The organism is Sphingomonas sp. S-NIH.Pt15_0812, from assembly GCF_003951315.1.
GTDB lineage: Bacteria > Pseudomonadota > Alphaproteobacteria > Sphingomonadales > Sphingomonadaceae > Sphingomonas.
Genome location: NZ_QLJH01000038.1, coordinates 1 through 21,677 on the forward strand (window position 1 = coordinate 1; position 21,677 = coordinate 21,677).

At 69.0% G+C, this 21,677-nt stretch carries 22 protein-coding genes; 12 read left to right on the top strand and 10 right to left on the bottom strand.

The genetic code is table 11. The annotated features are described in order from the left end of the window. Positions 1–236: hypothetical protein (locus BRX43_RS20420; RefSeq protein WP_206433262.1), on the top strand; the 236-nt coding region annotated here is incomplete at its 5' end. 33 nt (positions 237–269) lie between these two features. Continuing rightward, positions 270–2,897 carry a TonB-dependent receptor plug domain-containing protein gene (locus BRX43_RS17365; RefSeq protein WP_125996348.1) on the top strand — a complete coding sequence of 876 codons (2,628 nt, stop codon included), beginning with the start codon at positions 270–272 and terminating at the stop codon, positions 2,895–2,897. Between the two features lie 16 nt (positions 2,898–2,913). Here the strand turns inward: BRX43_RS17365 and BRX43_RS17370 are convergent, their stop codons facing one another. Beyond that, a complete protein-coding gene (locus BRX43_RS17370; RefSeq protein ID WP_125996377.1) occupies positions 2,914–3,342 on the bottom strand; it encodes a nucleoside deaminase in 429 nt (142 codons plus the stop codon). Between the two features lie 70 nt (positions 3,343–3,412). Then, a complete protein-coding gene (locus tag BRX43_RS17375) occupies positions 3,413–3,631 on the bottom strand; it encodes a hypothetical protein (protein WP_125996349.1) in 219 nt (72 codons plus the stop codon). A gap of 175 nt (positions 3,632–3,806) precedes the next feature. Here BRX43_RS17375 and rpmB point away from each other — a divergent pair, with 175 nt between their 5' ends. Continuing rightward, the gene (gene rpmB, locus BRX43_RS17380) at positions 3,807–4,109 is read left to right on the top strand and encodes a 50S ribosomal protein L28 (RefSeq protein ID WP_125996350.1); all 303 of its coding nucleotides are present in this window, start codon (positions 3,807–3,809) and stop codon (positions 4,107–4,109) included. 174 nt (positions 4,110–4,283) lie between these two features. Here the strand turns inward: rpmB and BRX43_RS17385 are convergent, their stop codons facing one another. Further along, on the bottom strand, positions 4,284–5,267 hold the full coding sequence (locus tag BRX43_RS17385; RefSeq protein ID WP_125996351.1) for an esterase-like activity of phytase family protein: 984 nt from the start codon (positions 5,265–5,267) through the stop codon (positions 4,284–4,286). A 149-nt stretch (positions 5,268–5,416) separates the two neighbouring features. Here BRX43_RS17385 and BRX43_RS17390 point away from each other — a divergent pair, with 149 nt between their 5' ends. Beyond that, positions 5,417–5,752, top strand: coding sequence for a glycine zipper 2TM domain-containing protein (locus tag BRX43_RS17390; protein WP_125996352.1), 336 nt, complete (start codon positions 5,417–5,419; stop codon positions 5,750–5,752). Positions 5,753–5,898: 146 nt separating this feature from the next. After that, on the top strand, positions 5,899–6,285 hold the full coding sequence (locus BRX43_RS17395; RefSeq protein ID WP_125996353.1) for a response regulator: 387 nt from the start codon (positions 5,899–5,901) through the stop codon (positions 6,283–6,285). A gap of 288 nt (positions 6,286–6,573) precedes the next feature. On the opposite strand, the gene phbB is transcribed toward BRX43_RS17395, so the two are convergent. The 4 genes from phbB to serB all read right to left on the bottom strand — a co-directional run bounded on the left by phbB (position 6,574) and on the right by serB (position 11,648). Next, positions 6,574–7,296, bottom strand: coding sequence for an acetoacetyl-CoA reductase (gene phbB / locus BRX43_RS17400; RefSeq protein WP_125996354.1), 723 nt, complete (start codon positions 7,294–7,296; stop codon positions 6,574–6,576). Positions 7,297–7,325: 29 nt separating this feature from the next. Then, positions 7,326–8,330, bottom strand: a complete 1,005-nt coding sequence (gene hemH / locus BRX43_RS17405; protein ID WP_125996355.1) for a ferrochelatase — start codon at positions 8,328–8,330, stop codon at positions 7,326–7,328. Next, the gene (locus tag BRX43_RS17410) at positions 8,327–10,546 is read right to left on the bottom strand and encodes a molybdopterin cofactor-binding domain-containing protein (RefSeq protein WP_125996356.1); all 2,220 of its coding nucleotides are present in this window, start codon (positions 10,544–10,546) and stop codon (positions 8,327–8,329) included. Before BRX43_RS17410 ends, hemH begins: the two co-directional genes overlap by 4 nt. Positions 10,547–10,775: 229 nt before the next feature. Then, positions 10,776–11,648 (bottom strand): phosphoserine phosphatase SerB, encoded by an 873-nt coding sequence (gene serB / locus BRX43_RS17415; protein WP_125996357.1) that lies wholly within the window; start codon positions 11,646–11,648, stop codon positions 10,776–10,778. Between serB and miaA the strand changes: the two genes are divergently transcribed. From miaA to ilvC, 4 genes are all read left to right on the top strand, one after another. Further along, positions 11,641–12,567 (top strand): tRNA (adenosine(37)-N6)-dimethylallyltransferase MiaA, encoded by a 927-nt coding sequence (gene miaA, locus BRX43_RS17420; RefSeq protein ID WP_125996358.1) that lies wholly within the window; start codon positions 11,641–11,643, stop codon positions 12,565–12,567. The genes serB and miaA overlap by 8 nt on opposite strands. A 59-nt stretch (positions 12,568–12,626) precedes the next feature. Then, positions 12,627–14,384 carry an acetolactate synthase 3 large subunit gene (locus BRX43_RS17425; protein ID WP_125996359.1) on the top strand — a complete coding sequence of 586 codons (1,758 nt, stop codon included), beginning with the start codon at positions 12,627–12,629 and terminating at the stop codon, positions 14,382–14,384. Between the two features lie 91 nt (positions 14,385–14,475). Next, positions 14,476–14,991: an acetolactate synthase small subunit gene (ilvN, locus tag BRX43_RS17430; protein ID WP_125996360.1), complete on the top strand. Its 516-nt coding sequence runs from the start codon at positions 14,476–14,478 to the stop codon at positions 14,989–14,991. A 52-nt stretch (positions 14,992–15,043) separates the two neighbouring features. Further along, on the top strand, positions 15,044–16,063 hold the full coding sequence (gene ilvC, locus BRX43_RS17435; protein WP_125996361.1) for a ketol-acid reductoisomerase: 1,020 nt from the start codon (positions 15,044–15,046) through the stop codon (positions 16,061–16,063). 117 nt (positions 16,064–16,180) lie between these two features. On the opposite strand, the gene BRX43_RS17440 is transcribed toward ilvC, so the two are convergent. Then, positions 16,181–16,492: a PilZ domain-containing protein gene (locus BRX43_RS17440; RefSeq protein WP_125996362.1), complete on the bottom strand. Its 312-nt coding sequence runs from the start codon at positions 16,490–16,492 to the stop codon at positions 16,181–16,183. 227 nt (positions 16,493–16,719) lie between these two features. On the opposite strand from BRX43_RS17440, the gene BRX43_RS17445 reads away from it, so the two are divergent. Together BRX43_RS17445 and BRX43_RS17450 are read left to right on the top strand one after the other, a co-directional pair. Beyond that, complete coding sequence (locus tag BRX43_RS17445; RefSeq protein ID WP_241215041.1) at positions 16,720–17,919, top strand: NF038122 family metalloprotease; 1,200 nt, start codon at positions 16,720–16,722, stop codon at positions 17,917–17,919. A 172-nt stretch (positions 17,920–18,091) separates the two neighbouring features. Further along, entirely contained in the window at positions 18,092–18,706 is a 615-nt protein-coding gene (locus tag BRX43_RS17450) for a YceI family protein (RefSeq protein ID WP_125996363.1), read from the top strand. A gap of 58 nt (positions 18,707–18,764) precedes the next feature. On the opposite strand, the gene BRX43_RS17455 is transcribed toward BRX43_RS17450, so the two are convergent. Further along, entirely contained in the window at positions 18,765–19,163 is a 399-nt protein-coding gene (locus BRX43_RS17455; RefSeq protein ID WP_125996364.1) for a BLUF domain-containing protein, read from the bottom strand. A 151-nt stretch (positions 19,164–19,314) separates the two neighbouring features. Beyond that, positions 19,315–19,704 (bottom strand): BLUF domain-containing protein, encoded by a 390-nt coding sequence (locus BRX43_RS17460; protein WP_125996365.1) that lies wholly within the window; start codon positions 19,702–19,704, stop codon positions 19,315–19,317. 276 nt (positions 19,705–19,980) lie between these two features. Between BRX43_RS17460 and leuA the strand changes: the two genes are divergently transcribed. After that, a complete protein-coding gene (gene leuA / locus BRX43_RS17465) occupies positions 19,981–21,639 on the top strand; it encodes a 2-isopropylmalate synthase (protein ID WP_125996366.1) in 1,659 nt (552 codons plus the stop codon). Positions 21,640–21,677 lie beyond the last annotated feature (38 nt).

Sequence of the window (21,677 nt, forward strand, 5' to 3'; positions counted from 1 at the left end):
GCGCCCAACCCCAGCCGCGTCCACGCCGAAGCGCTCCCAGGCCCCCCGCCGCGCCTTCGACCGGTGTCGGCGGCTTCGTCGTGGCGGACCGGATCGCCGGCCGGGCCGGGCTGCTCGCCTCGGTCGTCACGGCGGGGGGCCTGGGAGCGCTTCGGCGTGGACGCGGCTGGGGTTGGGCGCTGGTGCTGGCGGGCGCGGCGGCGGCCTGGACGACGCGCGATCACGATTCGGCATAATCCTGCGACAATTGGCGGCTAGCGGCCGCAGCCATGAACAAATGGTGGGCAGCGTCCCTCGCGATCCTCGCAATTCCCAATCCGGTCCGCGCCCAGCAGGCCGCGCCGCCGGCCGGCGTGCCGACTTCGACGCCGACGCCGACCGCCGGCAGCCAAGAGGCGGAACCGGAGGCGGACGATGCCGGCGAGGACATCGTCGTCACCGGATCGCGCAAGCTGCCCGGATCGGTGATCGGCGACATTCCCCCCGACCAGACCCTGGGCGCGGCCGACATCCGCTCCTATGGCGTCAGTTCGGTATCGGACCTGCTCAACGAACTGTCGCCGCAGACGACCAGCGGGCGCGGCCAGGGCGGCGCGCCGGTGGTGCTGCTCAACGGCCGGCGCATCTCCGGCTTCCAGGAAATCCGCGACATCCCGACCGAGGCGATCCAGCGCGTCGAGATCCTGCCCGAGGAAGTGTCGCTGAAATACGGCTATAGCGCCGACCAGAAGGTAGTGAACATCGTCCTGCGCCGCCGCTTCCGCGCCGCGACGCTGGAGGCGGCCGACCGCGTGCCGACCGCCGGCGGCCGCAACGACGCACAGGGCGAGGCCGACCTGCTCGCGATCCGGCGCGACACGCGCACCAACCTGCATCTGGAATATGAGCGCGCCACCCCGCTGACCGAGGCGGAGCGTGGCATCGACCCGCGCGCCAGCGACGATCCGGGCGCGACCAATTTCGACCAGACGCCCTATCGCACCCTGCTGTCCTCGACGCGCAACTTCAGCGCCAACGGCATCGTCGCGCGGCCGGTGCTGGGCGTCTCCGCGACGCTCAACGGCCGCTACGAGCTGAGCGATTCGACCAGCCGGTTCGGCCTGCCCGGCGTCACCCTGACCGGGCCGGACGGCACGGCGGTGACCCGCTATGTCGACGACGGCAGCGTCCTGCCGCTGGCGCAGCGGTCGACCAGCGCGACCACGCATCTGGGCAGCACGCTGAACGGCCTGCTGGGCGGAGGGTGGAACTGGTCGTTCACCGGCAATTACGACCGGGTGGCGTCGACCACGCTGACCGATACCGGGCTGGACCCCAGCGGCTTCCAGGCGCGGCTGGATGCGGGCGCGGCGGGGGTCGACGATCCTTTCCGGCCCGGCGACCTGAACGCCTTCGCCGCCAATCGCGCGCGCTCCGTCTCCAGCCAGGGCGGCGGCGACCTGCTCGTCACCGGCAGCCCGTTCCGCCTGCCGGCGGGCGAGGTGACGACCAGCCTGCGCGCCGGGGCGAATACCAGCGACTTCAGCGCCGACAGCTTCCGGAACGGCGTGTCGAGCAGCGGCGGAGTCGCGCGCGACAGCGCCAACGGCCAGGCCAATATCGACCTACCCATCGCCAGCAAGTCGCGCGGCGTGCTGGGCGCGATCGGCAATCTGTCGCTGAACGGCAATCTGTCGGTCAACCACCTGTCCGACTTCGGCACGTTGCTGACCACCGGCTACGGGGTCAACTGGGCCCCGATCCCGGCGGTGCGGATCATCGCCTCCGCCACCGACCAGGAGAATGCCCCGACCGCGCAGCAACTGGGCAACCCGACCATCGCCACGCCCGGAGTGCGCATCTTCGACTATGTGCGCGGCACCACCGCCACGGTGACGACGGTGACCGGCGGCAATCCCGCCCTGGTGTCCAACGAACGCCATGTGAAGAAGATCGGCGTGACGGTGAAGCCCTGGGCGGCGACCGACCTGACGCTGACCGCCAATTATGTCGACAGCCGGACCGACAATCCCATCCAGGGCTTCCCCGTCGCGACCGCCGCGATCGAGGCCGCCTTTCCCGACCGCTTCACCCGCGATGGCGACGGCACCCTGCTCCGCATCGACACGCGGCCGGTCAATTTCGCGCGGGCCGAGAGCAGCCAGTTGCGTTGGGGCATCAATTTCTCCCATGCGCTCAAGTCCAGGGTGCAGCGCGAGCTGGAGGCCTATCGCAACGGCACCGGCCCCAATCCCTTTGCCGGCCTGCGTCCACCCGGCGGCGGCGAGCGGCGGGCGGGTGGCGATGGTCCGCCGCCCGGTGGCCCGGATGGGGGCGCGCCCGGTGCAGGCGGGCCGGGTGGCCCGGGCGGCGGCGGACGTGGCTTCGGCGGCGGCGGGTATCGCGGCGGCGGCTTCGGTGGCCGGGGCCAGGGTGGCGGCCGGCTCCAGTTCGCGGTCTATCACACCTGGAACTTCACCAACCGCCTGCTGGTGGCGAATGGCGGACCGTCGCTCGACCTTTTGAACGGCGACGCGATCAGCGCCTCGGGCGGCCAGTCGCGGCACGAGGTCGAGGGCCAGGCCGGCTATGTGAACAACGGCCTGGGCGCGCGCCTGTCGCTCAACTATCAGAGCCCGACCCGAGTCAACGGCCTGACCTCGGCCGATACGCTCGCCTTTTCCGACCTGACCACGCTCGACCTGCGGCTCTTCGCCGATCTGGGCGGGCGGCTCGACTGGGTCAGGGCGCATCCCTGGATGCGGGGCGCGCGGGTCACGCTGTCAGTCGGCAACCTGTTCAACCAGCGCCAGCGGGTGCGCGATGCGGACGGGACGACGCCGGTCAGCTACCAGCCCGGCTATCTCGATCCGCTGGGCCGGTCGGTCCGACTGTCGATCCGCAAGCTGTTCTTCTGATCGGGAGGGGCCGCCGCTATCGTCGCGCCGCGAAGAAGTCGCGGAGCAACGTGGCGGCGGCCCCCTCGCCGATCCCGGCATAGACTTCGGGTCGGTGGTGGCAGGTCGGCTGGCCGAACAGGCGGGGTCCATGCTCCACCGCGCCGCCCTTGGGATCGGCGGCGGCATAATAGAGCCGGCCGATCCGGGCATGGGCGATCGCCCCCGCGCACATCGCGCACGGCTCCAGCGTCACCCACAGGTCGCAATCCTCCAGCCGCTCGCGCCCCAGCCGCGCCGCCGCGTCGCGGATCACCCGCATCTCCGCATGGGCGGTGGGGTCGTGCAGCGCGCGCGGGGCATTGGCGGAGACGGCGACCAGTTCGCGTCCCAGCATGATGACGGCCCCGACCGGCACTTCGCCGGCCTGGGCGGCGGCGACGGCGGCGGCGAGCGCCTGGCGCATCGGTTCGGGCAAGGGGATCATGCCTCCCCCTGCCCCACCGGTCCGCCGCGCGTAAAGCGCCGGCTGCGACTCAGTTCGGCGCCTGGCTGTTCGCCGGCTTCTCGACATTGATGGTCGGCACCGCGACCGTCTTGTTCTCCGTGCCGACGGTGACCTTGGCGACATCGGCCTGGAAGGCGGGGGCCTGAACCACGGCAGGGCGCGTCTGGTCGATCGAAATGATGCCGAAATACATCAGCGCCGCGACGATCAGCGCGACCAGAGCAAGCAGGACCAGCAGAGCGCGCATCGAAAACCCTTTCGTGATGGATATCGTGCGCGTAACAACGCCGCCAGAAGACCAGCGTTGCATCGCTGGTCGACCGTCGCCACGGGGGCGGAATGCAGCTTTCGGTTGACTCAATCGCCGCCGTCCCGTAATCGCGCGGCCTTTCCGGGCAACCCCGAAACCAGGATATTCGATCATGTCGCGCATCTGCGAGCTGACCGGCAAGGGCCGGCAGGTGGGAAACAACGTTTCGCACGCCAACAACAAGACCAAGCGTACCTTCCTGCCCAACCTGCAGAATGTGACGCTGCTCTCCGACGCCCTTGAAACCGGTGTGAAGCTGCGCGTCTCGACGCACGGCCTGCGCTCGGTCGAGCATAATGGCGGTCTCGACAACTGGCTGGTCAAGACCAGCGACGACAAGCTGTCGCTGCGCTGCCGCCGCCTGAAGCGCGACATCGTCAAGAAGCGCGCCGCGACCGAGGCCGCCGCGGCCTAAGGGTTCGCCCGAACCGATCGAATCGCCCGCCCGGCCCTACGGCCCGGCGGGCTTTTCGTGTTCGTGGCTTGCAAGGCTTGGGGTCGGGTCGCACGACTCGCTATCACGCCGTCATTGCCCGCACCGTGGAGCGATCGGCGCCGGATCAGGAAGCCGCCACCCCCGCCTGACAGCTCACCCTTCCAGCCGGAACTTCAGCAACAGGGTCCGCTGGATCGGCAGCTGATTGTCGTCGGAGACCAGCCACAGGATCGTCGCGCCATTCTCCCGCACGGCGGCGACGCCCTCGAAATTGTCGTGGATCAGCGGGGCCTTCAGCACCGCGATCTCCCGGCCTGCGACCTCCGCCCCCGGCCGGATCGCGGCCGGATCGACCAGCACCAGCCGATTCGACCAACGGAACGGCAGCTGGAAACGCCGCTCCAGCACCAGCAACCGGCCATCGGGCAATTGCGTCATGTCCGAGGGATTGAAGCCGGGGGCCGGTCGATAGACGAATCGGAAGGCCGGCCGGGGCCGCGCCACCGGATCGCCCGCCCAGAGCAGCGCATCGCGCCCCGCTCGGCCGCCCGGTGGACGGGTGGTTTCGCTGATCGCCACGAACCGCCCGTCGCGCAGCCGCGCCATCGATTCGATGCCGCCATTCTCCTTCCACCCCGCCATGGCGGTCGGCGCGACGCCGTGCGCCGGGGGTGCGAAACCCGGTCCATAGCGCCAGATCTGGTTGAACTGCTCGAACCCGACCCAGATTTGGCCCGTCGCCGGATCGACCGTCATCGATTCGCTGTCGCGGTCGCGCTTGGTCCAGCCGGTGCGCGGACCGGCCGGCAGGTCGCCGAACCGCACCGCGCGGGGTCGCCAATCCGCCCCCAGGGTGAAATCCAACACCCCACCCAGATCGCTGAGCAGGGTGAAGCGGTCGACCGCGACCGCCAGCGAGGAATAGCCGCCAAAGCCCGGATCGTCGGCGGTCAACTGGATGCCGCCCAGATAGGTGATCGCCCCGACCCGCTGCCGGCTGCGATCCGCCGCCATCAGCGGCACCGGCGTGGCGGTGACCCGTGCCGTCGGCGCAACCCGCTCGATGCCGTTCTCGCCCGACCAGCTCAATAACAGCGACAGGCCGGCGAGGAGGGCGAGGGTCGACGGGCGGATCATCGCCGCCCCTTGGCGCACCATATCGGCGGCGGAAAGCCTGAACCGCCGATAACGAGCGCATTCAGAGTCCGGTCAAACCGAATCGGGCAGTTACAGGTCATCGGACGACGAGCCCCGGCCCGCCGCGCCTCGCAATCGGGAGATCAACGATGATGAAGACCTTTTCCCTCGCCGCAGCGGCCCTGGCGATGAGCGCGTCGGCCCTGGTTCCGGTCAGCGCGGCGGATGCGCAGCGCTATCGTCACTATCGCGGCGACGCCTATGACCGCGGCTATTACAACGGCGAGCGCGACTATCGCGCCCAGCGCAAGTGCAAGGACGGCACCGGCGGCGCGATCATCGGCGCCATCGCCGGCGGCCTGCTCGGCCGGACCATCGATACGCGCGGCGACCGCACCGTCGGCACGCTGGTCGGCGCGGGGGCGGGCGCCCTGGCGGGCCGTGCGATCGATCGCTCCGACCGGCCGGGCTATTGCCGCCGCTGACCATCTTACGAGTTCCCTCGCGTAGCGTATCGAGGGCGGGGGGCCGGTGTCCGAGGATGCCGGCCCCCATGTTCCGTCGGCCGTTTCGCCCACTGAACCATCGGCGCGGCAAAGCGTTGATGAAACAAGGTTAAAAATTGGAACCTGTGGAAACGCCGCCCGTTTCATCGGGCATGGCAGCCAAACCCGTCCTGCTCGTCGTCGAGGACGATCAACTCATCCTTCTCCATGCGACGATGACGCTGGAGGATGAGGGCTATGAGGTGATCGGCGTCAGCGATGCCGCAACCGCGCTCAAGACCGCTGCTGCCCGTCCCGACATCGCCGCCCTGTTCACCGACATCGATTTGCCGGGTGAGCATTGCGGCCTGGACCTGGCGGCGGCCCTGCGCCGGGTACGCCCGGACATGCGGATGGTCATCACTTCCGGCACGCGCGAAGTCTGCGACGGCGACCTGCCGGAAGGCGGCATCTTCGTGCCCAAGCCCTATACCACCGCAGACATGCGTCGGGCGTTGCAGCCGGCATTCTAGCCGTTTCCGAATCAGGGAACTGGTTTGTGCGGAGGACGCGGGGACGACAGGGTCTCGATTCTGACAGCCTATCAATAGGTCTATACGCCTAAGCGGCCATCTGCGCTTCTGTGCCAAGCATTACTACCTAATGGCGTGATCTTGACCGGGATCGGCAACGAAGCCATCCGCGACCGCGCCTCACGCCCTGGATGGTCTTCGCTGCGCTCGCAATGACGGCTTGGCTCAACCCGATGTCAGCCTGTTCCAGAACGAAATGGGGAGAACACGCCCTCCCCATCCCGATCCTCAATACATATGCTGGCCGCCGTTGATCGACAGGGTCGAGCCGGTGACGAACCCGCCATCCTCCGAGCAGAGGAAGGCGACACCGCGCGCGATCTCATGCGCCTGGCCCAGCCGTCCGACCGGGATCTTGGCGACGATCTTCTCCAGCACGTCCGCCGGCACCGCCGCGACCATGTCCGTGTCGATATAGCCGGGGGCGATCGCGTTGACGGTCACGCCGGCCCGCGCGCCTTCCTGCGCCAACGCCTTGGTGAAGCCGTGGATGCCCGACTTGGCCGCGGCATAGTTCACCTGGCCATATTGGCCCGCCTGACCGTTGATCGAGCCGATATTGACGATTCGGCCCCATTTCCGCTCGCGCATCCCCGGAAAGGTCGCCTTGGCCATGTTGAAGCAGCCGCCCAGATTCGTGTCGATCACTTCCTTCCACGCCTGATAGGTCAGCTTCAGGATGGTGCCGTCGCGGGTGATGCCGGCATTGTTGACGACGATATCGACCGGACCCAAGTCCGCCGCGACCTGCGCGCACCCCGCCTGGCAGGCATCGTAGTCCGCGACATCCCATTGATAAGCGGGGATTCCCGTCCGTTCCGTAAACTCCGCCGCGCGCTGTGCATTGCCGGCATAGCTGGCCGCGACGGCGACGCCGGCCTCCTTCAGGGCAAGGCTGATCGCCTCGCCGATTCCGCGCGTACCACCCGTCACGATCGCAACCCGTGCCATTCAGCCTCTCCCATGTAATGACGGTGACGCTACGGCACCCTAACCCAGCCTTCAAGCTCCCGTGCCAAGATGCTGCGCAGCATCGCGATGCTGCCGGGTTCGTCGTTCAGGCAGGGCAGATAGGCGAAATGCGTGCCGCCCGCCGCCTCGAAGCTTTCCCGCCCGCGGATCGCCAGTTCCTCCAGCGTCTCCAGGCAATCGGCGGAGAAGCCCGGCGCGACGATCGCGACCTTGCGCACGCCCTTGCCGGGCAAGGCCTCCAGCGTCGTGTCGGTCGCCGGCTCCAGCCATTTGGCGCGGCCGAAGCGCGACTGGAAGGCGACGACCAGCTCGCGGCCCATCGCCTCGCCCAGCAGCCGCGCGGTCTTGCGGCAATGGCAGTGATAGGGATCGCCCTTCTCCAGCGTCCGCTCCGGCATGCCGTGGAAGCTGGTGACGATCGCATCGGGCGTGAAGTCCAGCTGCGCCAACGAGGCCTCGATCGAATCCTTCAGCGCGGCGATATAGGCGGGATCGTCATAATAGGGCGGCAGGGTCCGCACCGCCGGCTGCCAGCGCATCGTCGCCAGATGCGCGAACGCCTTGTCATTGGCGGTGGCGGTCGTCGCCGCGCAATATTGCGGATAGAGGGGCGCGATCAGGATGCGTTCGCAGCCGGCATCCTTCATCGCCTGCAACCGCTCGGCGATCGCCGGCCGGCCATAGCGCATCGCCCAGTCGACCATCACCCCGTCGCCGAACGCGCCCGCCAGCTTCTCCGCCTGCAGCCGGGTGAAGGCGGCGAGCGGCGAGCCGTCGTCGCGCCACACCTGTTGATAGGCGTGCGCCGATTTCTTCGGCCGCGTGCGCAGGATGATGCCGCGCAGGATCGGCTGCCACGCGATCGGCGGGATCTCGACGACGCGACGGTCGGACAGGAACTCCGCCAGATAGCGGCGCACGCTCGGCGCGTCGGCGGCATCGGGCGTGCCGAGATTGGTGAGCAGCACCCCGATGCGGGGGGCCGGGACGGCGGGGTGGCCGGGCGGGATCATCCTTCACTCCTTAACGGCAGGGTGCGGGCGCGCAGCCCGGTCGAGGCGGCGAGCGCGTTGGCGATGGCGGGGGCGACGGGCGGCACCGCCAGTTCGGACACGCCGCCGGGGGCCTCGTCCGACCGGATCAGCTCGACCGTCAGGTCGGGCGTATCGGCCAGTCGGGGCAGCCCCAGCCGGTCGAACCCCCGGACGGTCGCAAGGTTGCGCTCGAAGCCGGTAGCCGCGCCCAAGGCATGGGCCAGGCCGAAGATCAGCCCGCCCTCGACCTGCTGGCGGACCAGGTCGGGATTGACGGTCCGGCCGCAGTCCACCGCCGCGACCAGCCGGTCGACCACCGGGCGGCCCTCCCACCAATGCGCCTCCGCCATCACCGCGATCGAACTGCCGCGAAAGGCGTGGGCGGCGATCCCCTGTCCACTGCCCGCGATGCCGCCCTCCCAGCCGCCGAGCGACGCGGCGGTCGACAGGCAACGCGCCAGACGCGGATTCTGCCCGAGCATCCCGATCCGCCAGGACAGCGGCTCGACGCCCGCCTCATGCGCGATCTCGTCCAGGAAACATTCGGTGAAGAAACAGGTATAGCCGTGCGCGCCGCCGCGCAGATGCCCGGTCGGCAGCGGCAGGTCGGCGACATGATGATCGACCACCCAGGCCGGCAGGCGATAGGGCGGCGCGGCCCCCGCCACGGCATAGCGATCCGCCGGGTCGAGCCGCAGCGCCAGCGCCGACAGGTCACCGGGCCGAAGCCGGTCGACCAACCCCGCACCGACCGGCGGCGTCGCGATGCTCGCCCGCCAGCCCAGGATCGCCGCCCCCGCGCCCAGCCGCGCGGTCATCCGGGCGGCGGCGGGCGGGCGATAGCGGTCGTGGAGCAGCGCCTCGCCGCGCGACCACATCAAATTGACCGGTCGCTTCAGCCGCATCGCCAGCACCACGGCCTGCGCCACGACGTCATGGTCCAGCCCAGCGCCGAAGCCGCCGCCGACCGGCATGACATGGATCACCACCTGTCGCTCGGACAGGCCGGCGGCGCGGGCCGCGACGCGCCGGGCCAGGCCGGGCGCCTGGGTCTGCACCCAGCATTGCAACCGGCCATCGGCATAGGCCGCGACCGCCGCCGGCGTCTCGATCGCGGCATGGACGCCCGCCGCGACCCGGTAGTCGGCGGTCAGCGACCGCGCGGCCGCCGGCACGTCGTCGGGATCGCCCTCCCCCGCGATCCGGCGGCCCTTGTCCGCCAGCGCCCCGGTCAAGGCCGTGGCGACCGCCGCATCGTCGATCCGTGGCCCCGTGGTGGCGAAGCGCGGCTTGAGCGCATCCAGCGCCCGCTGCGCCGCCCAGCCGGTCGCCGCGACCGCCGCCACCCAGCGGGGCCGTTCCGTGTCGGGCTCCTCGATGATCGCGACGACGCCGCGCACCGCCATGCCCCCCGCGCGGTCGATCGCGACCAGATGGCTGTCGCCGATCGGTCCCTGGCGGATCGCGGCATGGACCATGTCGGGCAGGCGGATATCGGCGGTGAAATTGGCGGCGCCATCGACCTTGGCGGGCGAATCGATCCGGGGCAGCGGCTGGCCCATCAGCCGGCCCGCGCCGCCCTGTCCGATGGGTGGCCGAGCGGGCGGGGCCTGCTGCGCGGCCGCATCCGCCAGTTCGGCGAAGCGCAGGCGGCGCGGGCCCTGCACCACGAAACCGTCGCGGGTCGTGCAGTCCGCCGCCGCCACCGACCAGCGCGCCGCCGCCGCCTGGCACAGGAGCGCGCGGGCGGTCGCGGCGGCGGCGCGGGCCGGCTCCTCGAACATGCGGATGCTGCTCGACCCGGCGGTCAGCATCGGCGCCGGGTCCGCGCCGACGCCATCGCGCCAAGCGGTAGGCAGCGCAGTGGGCATCCCCTCCAGCAGCGAATCGAGGCCGATCGGATTGGCATAGAAGGGCGTGATCGGCGCCGGCATCGCCCCCACCGTCCGCCAGTCCGCGCCCAGTTCGTCGGCGACGACCTGCGCCAGCGCGGTCCAGCTACCCTGCCCCATTTCGGTCTGCGGCAAGGCGACCATCACCCGCCCGTCGCCGGCGATCGTCAGCCAGCCGCCGAACGCCTGCTCGCCGGGCGCGGTCGGCAAGCGTGCCGGATAGTCGCGCGGCCACACTCCCCAGGCGACCGTCAGCCCCAGCCCCGCGCCACCACCGATCAGCAGGCCTCGCCGGTCGATCATGGAAGAGGCCGATCAGCGCCCGGCTTGTATCCAAAAACCCCCGCCGCTCGGGATGCGGCGTGTTCGTTGCGACACGCCTCCTGCCAACATTCCCCGGCCTCCGCCGGGGAACAGGATTTCCATGATCCGGCGGGCACTTCCCCCCCTCGCATCATCCCCGGATCGCCAAACGGGCCATGGCCGAAAAAGGGCATCATTTCCCCGACAACCCTCGAGACGCGCGACTGGTTCAGGCCGTCACCCAATCGCACCGCGCGATACCCTGTGCCCAGAGCAGCGCGGACAGGTCGCCATGTTCGATCCGCGCCGCCGCCGCCGCCGCCACCACCGGCTTGGCATGATAGGCGACGCCCAGCCCCGCCGCGCGGATCATCGGCAGGTCGTTGGCGCCGTCGCCCACCGCCAGCGTCCGCGCCAGCGGCAGGGCCCCGGCCTCTTCGCGCAACGTCGCCTCCTTGGTCGCCGCACCGACGATCGGCCGCGCGACCGTGCCGGTCAGCGTGCCGCCCTCGACCAGCAGCCGGTTGGCGATCACCCGGTCGAAGCCGATCTCCGCCCCCACCGGCTCGGCGAAACGGGTGAAGCCGCCCGAGACCAGCACGCAGCGCGCGCCCCGCGCCCGCATCGTGCGGACCAGCGCCTTGGCTCCCGGCATGATCGTCACCCGCTCGGCCAGGCAGCGGTCGATCGCGCCCTCGTCCAGCCCGGCGAGCAACGCCACCCGCGCATCGAGCGCGCCCTCGAAGTCCAGCTCGCCGCGCATCGCCGCCTCGGTGACGGCGGCGACCTGCGCCTTGATGCCGGCATAATCGGCCAGTTCGTCGATGCATTCGACGGTGATCATGGTCGAATCCATATCGGCGATCAGCAGCCGCTTCTCGCGCCCCTCGCTCGGCTGCACGACCACATCGGTCGCCGGCACCAGCCCCTCCAGCGCGGCGCGCGCGGCGGCGGGGTCGGCCGCGAAGTCGATATCGGCGGCACTGGCGTCATCGATCCAGCGCGCCGGCGCGGGGTCGCATCCCACGCGTTCCAGCGCCTCGACGGCTACGGAAAGGTCGGCGGGCAGGCGCCCATCTGCTATCAGCGTCGCGGTGAACATCTCTACTCCCCTGCCAAGGGTCGCGCTCATCGCAGGGCCGACCGCCAGCGGCAAGTCGGCTTTGGCGATCCGTCTCGCCGAACGCACCGATGGCATCGTCATCAACGCGGATGCCAGCCAGGTCTATCGCGACCTGCACATCCTGTCCGCCCGCCCTTCCCGCCAGGACGAGGCACGCGTGCCGCACCGCCTGTTCGGCCATGTCGACGGCGCGGAAACCTGCTCCGCCGCGCGCTGGGCGGCGGATGCGGCGGTGGAGATCGACCGGGCCCATGGCGCGGGGCAGCTGCCGATCCTGGTCGGCGGCACCGGCCTGTACCTGCGCACGCTGATCGACGGCATCGCGCCGGTTCCGCCGATCGACCCCGCCATCCGCGACTCGGTGCGCGCCCTGCCCGTCGCCGAAGCGCATCGGGCGCTGGCGCAGGAAGACCCCGAGGCCGCCGCCCGGCTCGCCCCCGCCGACACGACCCGCGTCGCGCGCGCGCTGGAGGTGGTGCGATCGACTGGCCGCCCGCTTCGCGACTGGCAGGCCGAGCGCCATGGCGGGATCGGTGGCCGGATCGCGCTGTCCGCCACCATCCTGTTGCCGGACAAGGCGAAACTGATCGAACGCTGCGACGCGCGCCTCGCCGCGATGTTCGATGACGGCGCGATCGAGGAGGTCGCCGCGCTGCTCGCCCGCACCGACGTCCCCCCGGATGCCCCGGTCCGCCGTGCGATCGGCGTGCCCGAGATCGCGGCGATGCTGGACGGCAGCCTCTCGCGCGCCCAAGCACTGGAGCACGCCCGGCTGGCCACCCGCCGCTATGCCAAGCGGCAATATACCTGGTTCCGCCACCAGCCCCCCCCCGGCTGGACCAGAAAAGAAAGTTTCTCCGAAGGCGATTTGGAAGAAATAATCTGTCTTTCGGGTTGACGCAGTGCAGCGGCTTCGGTAGCGGCACCCCCACTTTCCCGACATTGAGGAGACGAGACGTGACCGAGAAGAGCGGAGCCGACATTCTGGTCGAGGCGCTGTGCGATCTCGGCGTGGAGGTCGTGTTCGGCTATCCGGGCGGTGCCGTCCTGCCGATCTACGACGCCTTGTTCCGGGCCGCGCGCGATGGTCGCCGCATCCGGCACATCCTCGTCCGTCACGAGCAGGCCGCCACCCATGCCGCGGAGGGCTATGCGCGCTCGACCGGCAAGCCGGGCGTCGTGCTCGTCACCTCCGGCCCCGGCGCGACCAATGCGGTCACCGGCATCACCGACGCGCTGCTCGATTCGATCCCGATGGTGGTCATCACCGGCCAGGTGCCGACCGCGCTGATCGGCACCGACGCCTTCCAGGAGGCGGACACGGTCGGCATCACGCGCCACTGCAGCAAGCACAACTATCTGGTGAAGGACCCGGCCAAGCTGGGCCCGGTGATCCATGAGGCGTTCCATATCGCCACCTCCGGCCGCCCCGGCCCGGTCGTCGTCGATATCCCCAAAGACGTGCAGGTCGCCACCGCCCGCTATGCCAAGCCCGGCCCGATTCAGCACAAGACCTATCGCCCGACGGTGAAGGCCGACCCGCGCGCGATCGAGCAGGTGGTCGACATGCTCGCCGCCGCCGAGCGCCCGGTCCTCTATACCGGCGGCGGCGTCATCAATTCGGGTCCGGCCGCGTCGCAGCTGCTGCGCGAGCTGGCGCGGATCACCGGCGCGCCGGTCACCTCGACGCTGATGGGCCTGGGCGCCTTTCCCGCCTCCTCGCCGCAATGGCTGGGGATGCTGGGGATGCACGGCACCTATGAGGCCAATCACGCGATGAACCAGGCCGATCTGGTGATCGCGCTGGGCAGCCGGTTTGACGACCGGGTCACCGGCCGGCTCGACGCGTTCAGCCCGAACAGCCGCAAGGTCCATGTCGATATCGACCGCTCGTCGATCAACAAGACGGTGCGGATCGACCTGCCGATCGTCGCCGATGTCGGCCATGCGCTGGAGGACATGGTCCGCGTGTGGAAGGCGCGCCAGCATCCCAAGCCCGACACGCGCGACTGGTGGAACCGGATCGAGCAGTGGCGCGCCAAGGCCTGCCTGTCCTTCCCTGAATCGACCGCCGAGATCATGCCGCAACGCGCCGTCCGTGCCTTGTGGGAGGCGACGCACGCGCGCAATCCGATCATCACCACCGAGGTCGGGCAGCACCAGATGTGGGCCGCGCAGCATTTCGGCTTCGAATCGCCGAACAAGTGGCTCACTTCGGGCGGGCTCGGCACGATGGGCTATGGCCTGCCCGCCGCGATCGGCGCGCAGCTCGGCAACCCGCGGGCGCTGGTCATCGACATCGCCGGCGAAGCTTCGATCCAGATGAACATCCAGGAGCTGGCGACGGCGACGCAATATCGCCTGCCGGTCAAGATCTTCATCCTGAACAACGAATATATGGGCATGGTCCGCCAGTGGCAGGAGCTGACCTATGAGAGCCGCTACGCCGAAAGCTATTCGGATTCGCTGCCCGATTTCGTGAAGCTGGGCGAGGCCTATGGCTGGAAGGGCATCCGCATCGAGCAGCCGGACGATCTGGAATCGGGCATCGCCGCGATGCTGGACCATGACGGCCCCGTGATCGTCGACTGCCGGGTGGCGAAGCTCGCCAACTGCTTCCCGATGATCCCCAGCGGGGCGGCGCATACCGACATGATCCTGCAGGCGAACGAGGTGTCGGGCACGATGGACGACGAGGCCAAGGCGCTGGTCTGACCCGTCCCCCGTCCCGGCCCCGGTCGGGGCGGACGGCCCCAGGACACCATCTCAACAGGGAGCCCCCGGCCGCCGCCGGGGTGACGCGAACGTGCATATCCGTGAAGAAAAGGCCGAACGCCACACGCTGGCGGTGATCGTCGACAACGAACCGGGCATCCTGGCGCGCATCGCCGGCCTGTTCACCGCGCGCGGCTATAATATCGAAAGCCTGACCGTGTCGGAGGTGACCGCCGACAAGACGGTCAGCCGCATCACCATCGTGACCAGCGCCAGCCCGGCGATCCTGGAGCAGATCGTGGCGCAGCTCGACCGGCTGGTGCCCGTCCACAAGGTCCGCGACCTGACCGCCGAGGGGCCGCATGTCGAACGCGAGCTGGCGCTGGTCAAGGTGCAGGGCACCGGTGACCACCGGATCGAGGCGCTGCGCCTCGCCGATGTCTATCGCGCCCGCGTCGTCGATGCGACCACCACCAGCTTCGTGTTCGAAGTGACCGGCGGGATCGAGAAGATCGACAAGTTCGTCGAATTGATGGGCGAGGTCGGACTGATCGAGGTCGCCCGCACCGGCATCGTCGCCATCGCGCGCGGCCGCGACGCCGCCTGAACCCGGTTTCCGCCACTCCTTCATCGATTATCAAGCCAAGGAAGAGTCTCCCATGCGTGTCTATTACGATCGCGACGCCGATCTGAACCTGATCACCGACAAGAAGATCGCGATCATCGGCTATGGCTCGCAGGGCCATGCCCATGCGCAGAACCTGCGCGACTCGGGCGTGAAGCAGGTCGCGATCGCGCTGCGCGACGGCTCGCCGACCGCCAAGAAGGCGCTCGACGCCGGCTTCCAGGTCATGTCGAACCAGGCGGCGGCCGGCTGGGCGGACATCGTCATGATCCTGGCTCCCGACGAGCATCAGGCGGCGATCTGGGACGCCGACCTGAAGGGCAATATGAAGCCGGGCAGCGCGCTCGCCTTCGCGCATGGCCTCAACGTGCATTTCGGCCTGATCGAGCCGCCGGCGGACATCGACGTCATCATGATCGCGCCCAAGGGCCCCGGCCATACGGTGCGCAGCGAATATGCGCGCGGCGGCGGCGTGCCCTGCCTGATCGCGATCCACCAGGACGCCAGCGGCAACGCGCACGACATCGCCCTCGCCTATGCCTCGGGCGTCGGCGGCGGCCGCTCGGGCATCATCGAGACCAACTTCAAGGAAGAGTGCGAGACCGACCTGTTCGGCGAGCAGGCCGTGCTGTGCGGCGGCATCACCCATCTGATCCAGGCCGGGTTCGAGACGCTGGTCGAGGCCGGCTATGCGCCGGAAATGGCCTATTTCGAGTGCCTGCACGAGACCAAGCTGATCGTCGACCTGCTCTATGAGGGCGGCATCGCCAACATGCGCTATTCGATCTCCAACACCGCCGAATATGGCGACATCGTCACCGGCCCGCGGATCATCACCGAGGAGACGAAGAAGGAGATGAAGCGCGTGCTCGCGGACATCCAGGGCGGCCGCTTCGTCAAGAACTTCGTGCTCGACAACCGCGCCGGCCAGCCCGAGCTGAAGGCCGCGCGCAAGGCGGCGGCGGCGCATCCGATCGAGAAGGTCGGCAACGAACTGCGCGCGATGATGCCCTGGATCGGCGCGAACAAGCTGGTCGACAAGGCCAAGAACTGACGCCTGACGCGATAGCGGCAAGCTGAAGCGCCACCCCGGCGGAGGTCGGGGTGGCGTTTTGCCGTTCGACGGACGGGGTTTTCCGATGATGCCGTGAACGCAGAAGCCCGAACGCCCTCAGCTACAGGGGAGCGCCACCGGCGTGGCCACCACCAGCGACGCCAAATCGGGCTTGCCCAGCGGCGCCATGAACTCGCAGCCGAAGACATCGTCCTGCACCCAGGCGATGCGCGCATGGCGTTCGGTGCCGCCGGGCAGCGCGATCTTGAGCGTGGCGCCGACCGGCAGCGGCATCGCGATACGCACCCGGCACCCCGAGCGCGAGGCATCCAGCACCTCGACCGACAAGGCGATCCGCGCGGTCGCCCGACAGGCCACCGGCAACCGGGGCTCGCGGCGATTGTCGCTGGACGATCGACGTGCCTGCATCTCGACCTTCTCCTCCGCTTCCCTTCGGCTCAGGTCCGACCTGTCGCACGACCCGGTAAGAATTTCCTTCGACAAGCACCGCCGGCACCGGTGGGGTCATGACATTCGCGTCACGCAGTCTTCACTTTTCGCTACCCAAGTGAGGAAAGTTGATTAACTTCCTCTTAATCCGTCCATCCTGACGCCGACACGGTGCGGGAGCGCGGATCAGGGAAAAGGGTGAGGTTTTGACGATTCGTTCGCTGCTTCTCGGCGCCGCTGTTGCGGCCGGCCTGGCATCCGCTCCGGCCCATGCCGTCGTCTTCGATCTGGTCAGCACCGGTGCCGGCACCGCCGTCGGCACCCAGGCCCGCGCCGGGTTCGAGGCCGCCGCCGCCTATTGGTCGTCGGTCCTGACCAACGACATCACGATCAAGCTGAACATCGGCTATTCGACGCTCGGCACCGGCGTCCTGGGCTCGACCGGCAGCACCACCTCCGCGATCCTCAACCCGGCCTTCTACACGGCCCTGGGAAACAGCGTGACGTCCAGCGTCGACCAGGCGGCGGTCGCGTCGCTCCGTCCGCTGTCCTCGGCGGGGGCGCTGACCGTTCGCACGAACGCGCTGGCCGCCAATGGCGTCGGCTATGTCGATACCGCGACGCGGGTCGACAATGACGAATCCGCCAATAATCGTGGCTTGGCGGTCAACAGTTCGGTCCTCAAGGCGCTGGGCATCACCACCGACTGGCGCGGCAATGCGATCGATTATGGCCGGGTCGACGGCAGCATCACCTTCAGCGACGCCTTCACGTTCGATTTCGACCCGACCGACGGTATCGCCGCCGATGCCTTCGATTTCGTCGGCGTCGCGATCCACGAGATCGGCCACGCGCTGGGCTTCCGCAGCGGCGTCGATTCCTACGATGCCGCGACCGCGCCGGGGGCCTCGGGCACCGGCCTTCGCTCGCTGGAGAATTTCATCAACATCGCCACGCCGCTCGACCTGTTCCGCTATGGCCAGGAGGGGGAGCTCGACTGGTCGACCCAAGGCGTGCCCTATTTCTCGATCGATGGCGGCCAGACGCAGCTGTTCGGCGACTCGCGCTTCGCCACCGGCGTGCGCAACGGCGACGGCCGCCAGGCCTCGCACTTCAAGGACAGCCCGGCCGGCGTGCCGCAGACCGGCGTGATGGACCCCACCTCCGGGCGTGGCCAGATGCAGGACGTGACCGCGCTCGACATCGCCGCCTTCGATGCGATCGGCTGGACCACGCGCTTCGATGCCCTGACCAACAGCGGCTATCGCGAGACCACCGCCGACATCTATCGCGCAGTCGGCATGGTGCCGGAGCCGGCGACCTGGGGGCTGATGCTGGTCGGCTTCGCGATGGTCGGCGGCGCGACCCGCTATCGCCGCCGCGCCACGACCCTGCGCGCCGCCTGAACGCTCCGCGCAAGCGATCGGAAGAGGGCCGTCGATCATCGGATCGGCGGCCTTTTTCCCCAACGCATCCAAGTCCCTGGGCGCAGCCTGCGAAACGATCCGTTGCCGCCTTGGCGGTTTGACGCTGACGCCGCCAGGCGGCACCCATGGCGCATCCACAGGGAGAACCACCATGCGCCCCATCTACGCCGCCGTCCTGATGCTCGCCACACTCGCCCCCGCCGCCGCGCCCGTGCTGGCGCAGGGCCTGCCGGGCAGCCCGAACAAGGCGCTGGTCAAGGCCGGCACCTATCCGCTCGACCCCAACCACAGCCAGGTGACCTGGCAGGTCAACCATATGGGCTTCTCGATGCTGGAGGGGCAGTTCGGCGCGTCCGAAGGCTCGATCACCATCGACCCGGCCAAGCCCAACGCCACCAAGGTCGACGTGACCTTTCCGGTCGACAAGCTGTCGGTCACCGCGGAGCCCTTCGCCCACCATCTGAAGTCGAAGGACTTTTTCGACGCGGCGACCTATCCGACCGCGCGCTTCGTCTCCACCTCGGTCCAGGCGTCGGGCAACAGCGCGACGATCACTGGTAATCTGACGATCAAGAACGTCACCAAGCCGGTGACGTTGAAGGCGACCTTCGTCGGCGCCGGCATGAACCCGATGAACAAGAAGCTGAACTTCGGCTTCCGCGCGACCGGCGCGATCAACCGCAGCGATTTCGGCCTGGGCATGGCGGTGCCGGTCGTGTCGGACAAGGTCGACCTGACGATCAACGCCGCCTTCGCCGCCAATTGAGGCTTTCGACCATGGCAGGCGCCGCGCCGGGATCACCACCCGGCGCGGCGTCGTCCGTTCAGGCCGCGCGGATCAGGGGGGCCGCGAAGCTGGCGAAGCCCGCCTCCCCCGCCGGGCCGCCATGCGCCGCCAGGATCGCCATCCGTGCCATCGCCGCCAGATCGGCCTGGAGCGGGGCGCGGTAGGCCATGCCCTCCATCCCGAACTCGCGGCGGTCGATCCGCCGGTTGGACAATTGGATCAGCGCATGATGGCGCGGATCGGCGGCGATGCGGGCGAAGGTCGCCTCGACCGCCCCGGCTTCCCCCTCCAGGGCCTGGAGGAAGCGGTTGCCGTCGAAGAACAACATGCTGGTCAGCCGATGTTCGGCATTGCGCCGCCGCGAGGTCGCGACGATCGCCGCCGTGTCCGGAACCACCCCCTGGCGCAGCGTGCTGACATAGATGATCTGGCGCAACTATCCGTACCCCTTTCTGGATCGATGATGGGTCCGGGATAGGGCTATCCTATTAAGGTTCGATCAGGTGACAGGCTTAGCCAATCATGAACGCCGTGAAACCGCGACAGGCAATGGCTAATCTTCCTATAGACTTGATCGGATCAGCCCGTCAGCGTCGCACCGCGATCAATCCCTGGAAGGTGCCGCGCACGCTGTCCGACGCACCGGCCAGCATCCGCGTCACCCGCGCGTCGAACTCGTCGGCTGGATCGGTGGGCAGGCGGTGCGCCATCGCCCAGCGACCGAAGCTCCGCTCCGTCACCGCCGTGTCGGACAACACCACCACCGCATGATGCCGGGCATCGGCCCGGATTCGATCGAAGGTCGCGGTGACGGCCGCCGCCTCGCCCTCCAGCACCTGGAGGAAGCGCGTGCCGTCGGTATAGAGCAGGCCGGTCACGCCCGCCGCATCGTTGTTGCGGCGCGACTGGATCAGGATGTTGCCGACGCTGATTTCCTGCCCCGGCGTTTTCGAACTGATATAGAGAATTTGACGCATCGACACCCTTTCAAGGGCTTGCTCCCTTAGAGCCTGCCCGCGGATGCGCGCCAACCTGTATCAGGATTTCCGTGCCTTCTGGACAAGTCGCCGCCGCACCGCCTAGGAAGGCGGCGATGATGCGGACCGCACGCCTTTCCTCACGACTTACGCGCCCTTAGGCGCGTCATTCCGCTCGTGCGCCCGTGGCGTGCGCCGCGCCTAAGGGCCCGATCGACCGACCTCCCCCGATCCGGCGGTCTGCCCGCCGCCCCGCCAAGACGAGAGTGAAGAGCCATGTTGCGCGATCCGTCGACCAAATACCGCCCCTTCCCCACCATCGCCCTGCCCGATCGCCGCTGGCCGTCCAGGACGATCACCCAGGCGCCGCGCTGGCTGTCGACCGACCTGCGCGACGGCAATCAGGCGCTGATCGATCCGATGGATGCCGAGAAGAAGACGCGGCTGTTCGAGCTGCTCTGCAAGGTCGGCCTGAAGGAGATCGAAGTCGGCTTCCCCAGCGCCGGCGCGACCGAATTCGACTTCATCACCGGCCTGGTCCGGCAGGATCGGATTCCGGACGATGTGACGGTGCAGGTGCTGACCCAGTCGCGCCGCGACCTGATCGAGACCAGCTTCGCCAGCCTGAAGGGCGCGCGCACCGCGATCGTCCATCTCTACAACGCCGTCTCGCCCGCCTGGCGCAAGATCGTGTTCGGCATGACCCGCGACGAGGTGAAGCGGATCGCGATCGAGGGCGCGAAGGTGCTGCGCGACGAGGCGGCGAAGCAGCCCGACACGCGCTGGCAGTTCGAATATTCGCCCGAGACCTTCTCCACCGCCGAGCTCGATTTCTCGGTCGAGGTCTGCGAGGCGGTGATGGACGTGCTGTGCCCCACGCCCGAGCGGCCGATCATCCTCAACCTGCCCGCCACCGTCGAATGCGCGACGCCCAATGTCTATGCCGACCAGATCGAATGGTTCGGCCGCCACATCCGCAACCGCGATTCGGTGGTGATCTCGCTCCACACGCATAACGATCGCGGCACCGGCGTCGCGGCGGCGGAGCTGGGGCTGATGGCGGGCGCGGACCGGGTCGAGGGCTGCCTGCTCGGCAATGGCGAGCGGACCGGCAATTGCGATCTCGTGACCGTCGCGCTCAACATGTACACGCAAGGGGTCGATCCGCGGCTCGACCTGTCGGACATCGACTCGGTGGTGAACACCATCCAATATTGCACCAACCTGCCCGTGCATCCGCGCACCCCCTATGCCGGCGACCTGGTCTTCACCGCCTTTTCCGGCAGCCATCAGGACGCGATCAAGAAGGGGTTCACCGCGCAGTCGCAGCGCAACGACGGCCTGTGGGAGGTGCCCTATCTGCCGATCGACCCCGCCGATCTCGGCCGCAGCTACGAGGCGGTGATCCGCGTCAACTCGCAGAGCGGCAAGGGCGGCGTCGCCTGGGTCATCGAGCAGGACAAGGGGCTGAAGCTGCCCAAGCGGCTCCAGGCCGATTTCAGCCGCCACGTCCAGGCGCTGGCGGACGAGACCAGCCGCGAACTGAACGCCGCCGACATCTGGGGCCGGTTCGAGGCGACCTATCTGCCGCGCGCCGGCGACCGGTTCGTGCTGCGCGACTATGAGGAGACGGGCCAGGCGGGGCAGCGCGTCTTCGTCGGCCGGGTCGCGGTGGATGGCGAGGAGCGGTCGATCTCGGGCCGTGGCAACGGCCTGATCTCGGGCGTGATCGACGCGCTCGCCGGGTCGACCGGTCCGGCGCTGGAGGTGGTGGATTATTCCGAACACGCGATCGGCCACGGCGCCGACGCGCAGGCGGCGGCCTATGTCGAATGCCGGCTGGCCGACGGGCGCACGGTGTTCGGCGTCGGGCTCGACACCGACATCGCCACCGCCAGCGTGCGCGCCGTCCTCAGCGCCGCCAATCGGGGGTGACCCGGATCATCCCTCCCCCGCCCGGGGAGGGATGGGCC

Bases quoted from the DNA above. Each gene is read 5' to 3' on its own strand.
- BRX43_RS17375 (WP_125996349.1), bottom strand. From the start codon at position 3,631: ATGCGCGCTCTGCTGGTCCTGCTTGCTCTGGTCGCGCTGATCGTCGCG.
- BRX43_RS17440 (WP_125996362.1), bottom strand. From the start codon at position 16,492: ATGCAGGCACGTCGATCGTCCAGCGACAATCGCCGCGAGCCCCGGTTG.
- ilvC (WP_125996361.1), top strand. From the start codon at position 15,044: ATGCGTGTCTATTACGATCGCGACGCCGATCTGAACCTGATCACCGAC.
- rpmB (WP_125996350.1), top strand. From the start codon at position 3,807: ATGTCGCGCATCTGCGAGCTGACCGGCAAGGGCCGGCAGGTGGGAAAC.
- BRX43_RS17365 (WP_125996348.1), top strand. From the start codon at position 270: ATGAACAAATGGTGGGCAGCGTCCCTCGCGATCCTCGCAATTCCCAAT.
- BRX43_RS17460 (WP_125996365.1), bottom strand. From the start codon at position 19,704: ATGCGTCAAATTCTCTATATCAGTTCGAAAACGCCGGGGCAGGAAATC.
- leuA (WP_125996366.1), top strand. From the start codon at position 19,981: ATGTTGCGCGATCCGTCGACCAAATACCGCCCCTTCCCCACCATCGCC.
- BRX43_RS17410 (WP_125996356.1), bottom strand. From the start codon at position 10,546: ATGATCGACCGGCGAGGCCTGCTGATCGGTGGTGGCGCGGGGCTGGGG.
- BRX43_RS17385 (WP_125996351.1), bottom strand. From the start codon at position 5,267: ATGATCCGCCCGTCGACCCTCGCCCTCCTCGCCGGCCTGTCGCTGTTA.
- BRX43_RS17390 (WP_125996352.1), top strand. From the start codon at position 5,417: ATGATGAAGACCTTTTCCCTCGCCGCAGCGGCCCTGGCGATGAGCGCG.
- BRX43_RS17450 (WP_125996363.1), top strand. From the start codon at position 18,092: ATGCGCCCCATCTACGCCGCCGTCCTGATGCTCGCCACACTCGCCCCC.
- serB (WP_125996357.1), bottom strand. From the start codon at position 11,648: ATGTTCACCGCGACGCTGATAGCAGATGGGCGCCTGCCCGCCGACCTT.
- BRX43_RS17370 (WP_125996377.1), bottom strand. From the start codon at position 3,342: ATGCGCCAGGCGCTCGCCGCCGCCGTCGCCGCCGCCCAGGCCGGCGAA.
- phbB (WP_125996354.1), bottom strand. From the start codon at position 7,296: ATGGCACGGGTTGCGATCGTGACGGGTGGTACGCGCGGAATCGGCGAG.
- hemH (WP_125996355.1), bottom strand. From the start codon at position 8,330: ATGATCCCGCCCGGCCACCCCGCCGTCCCGGCCCCCCGCATCGGGGTG.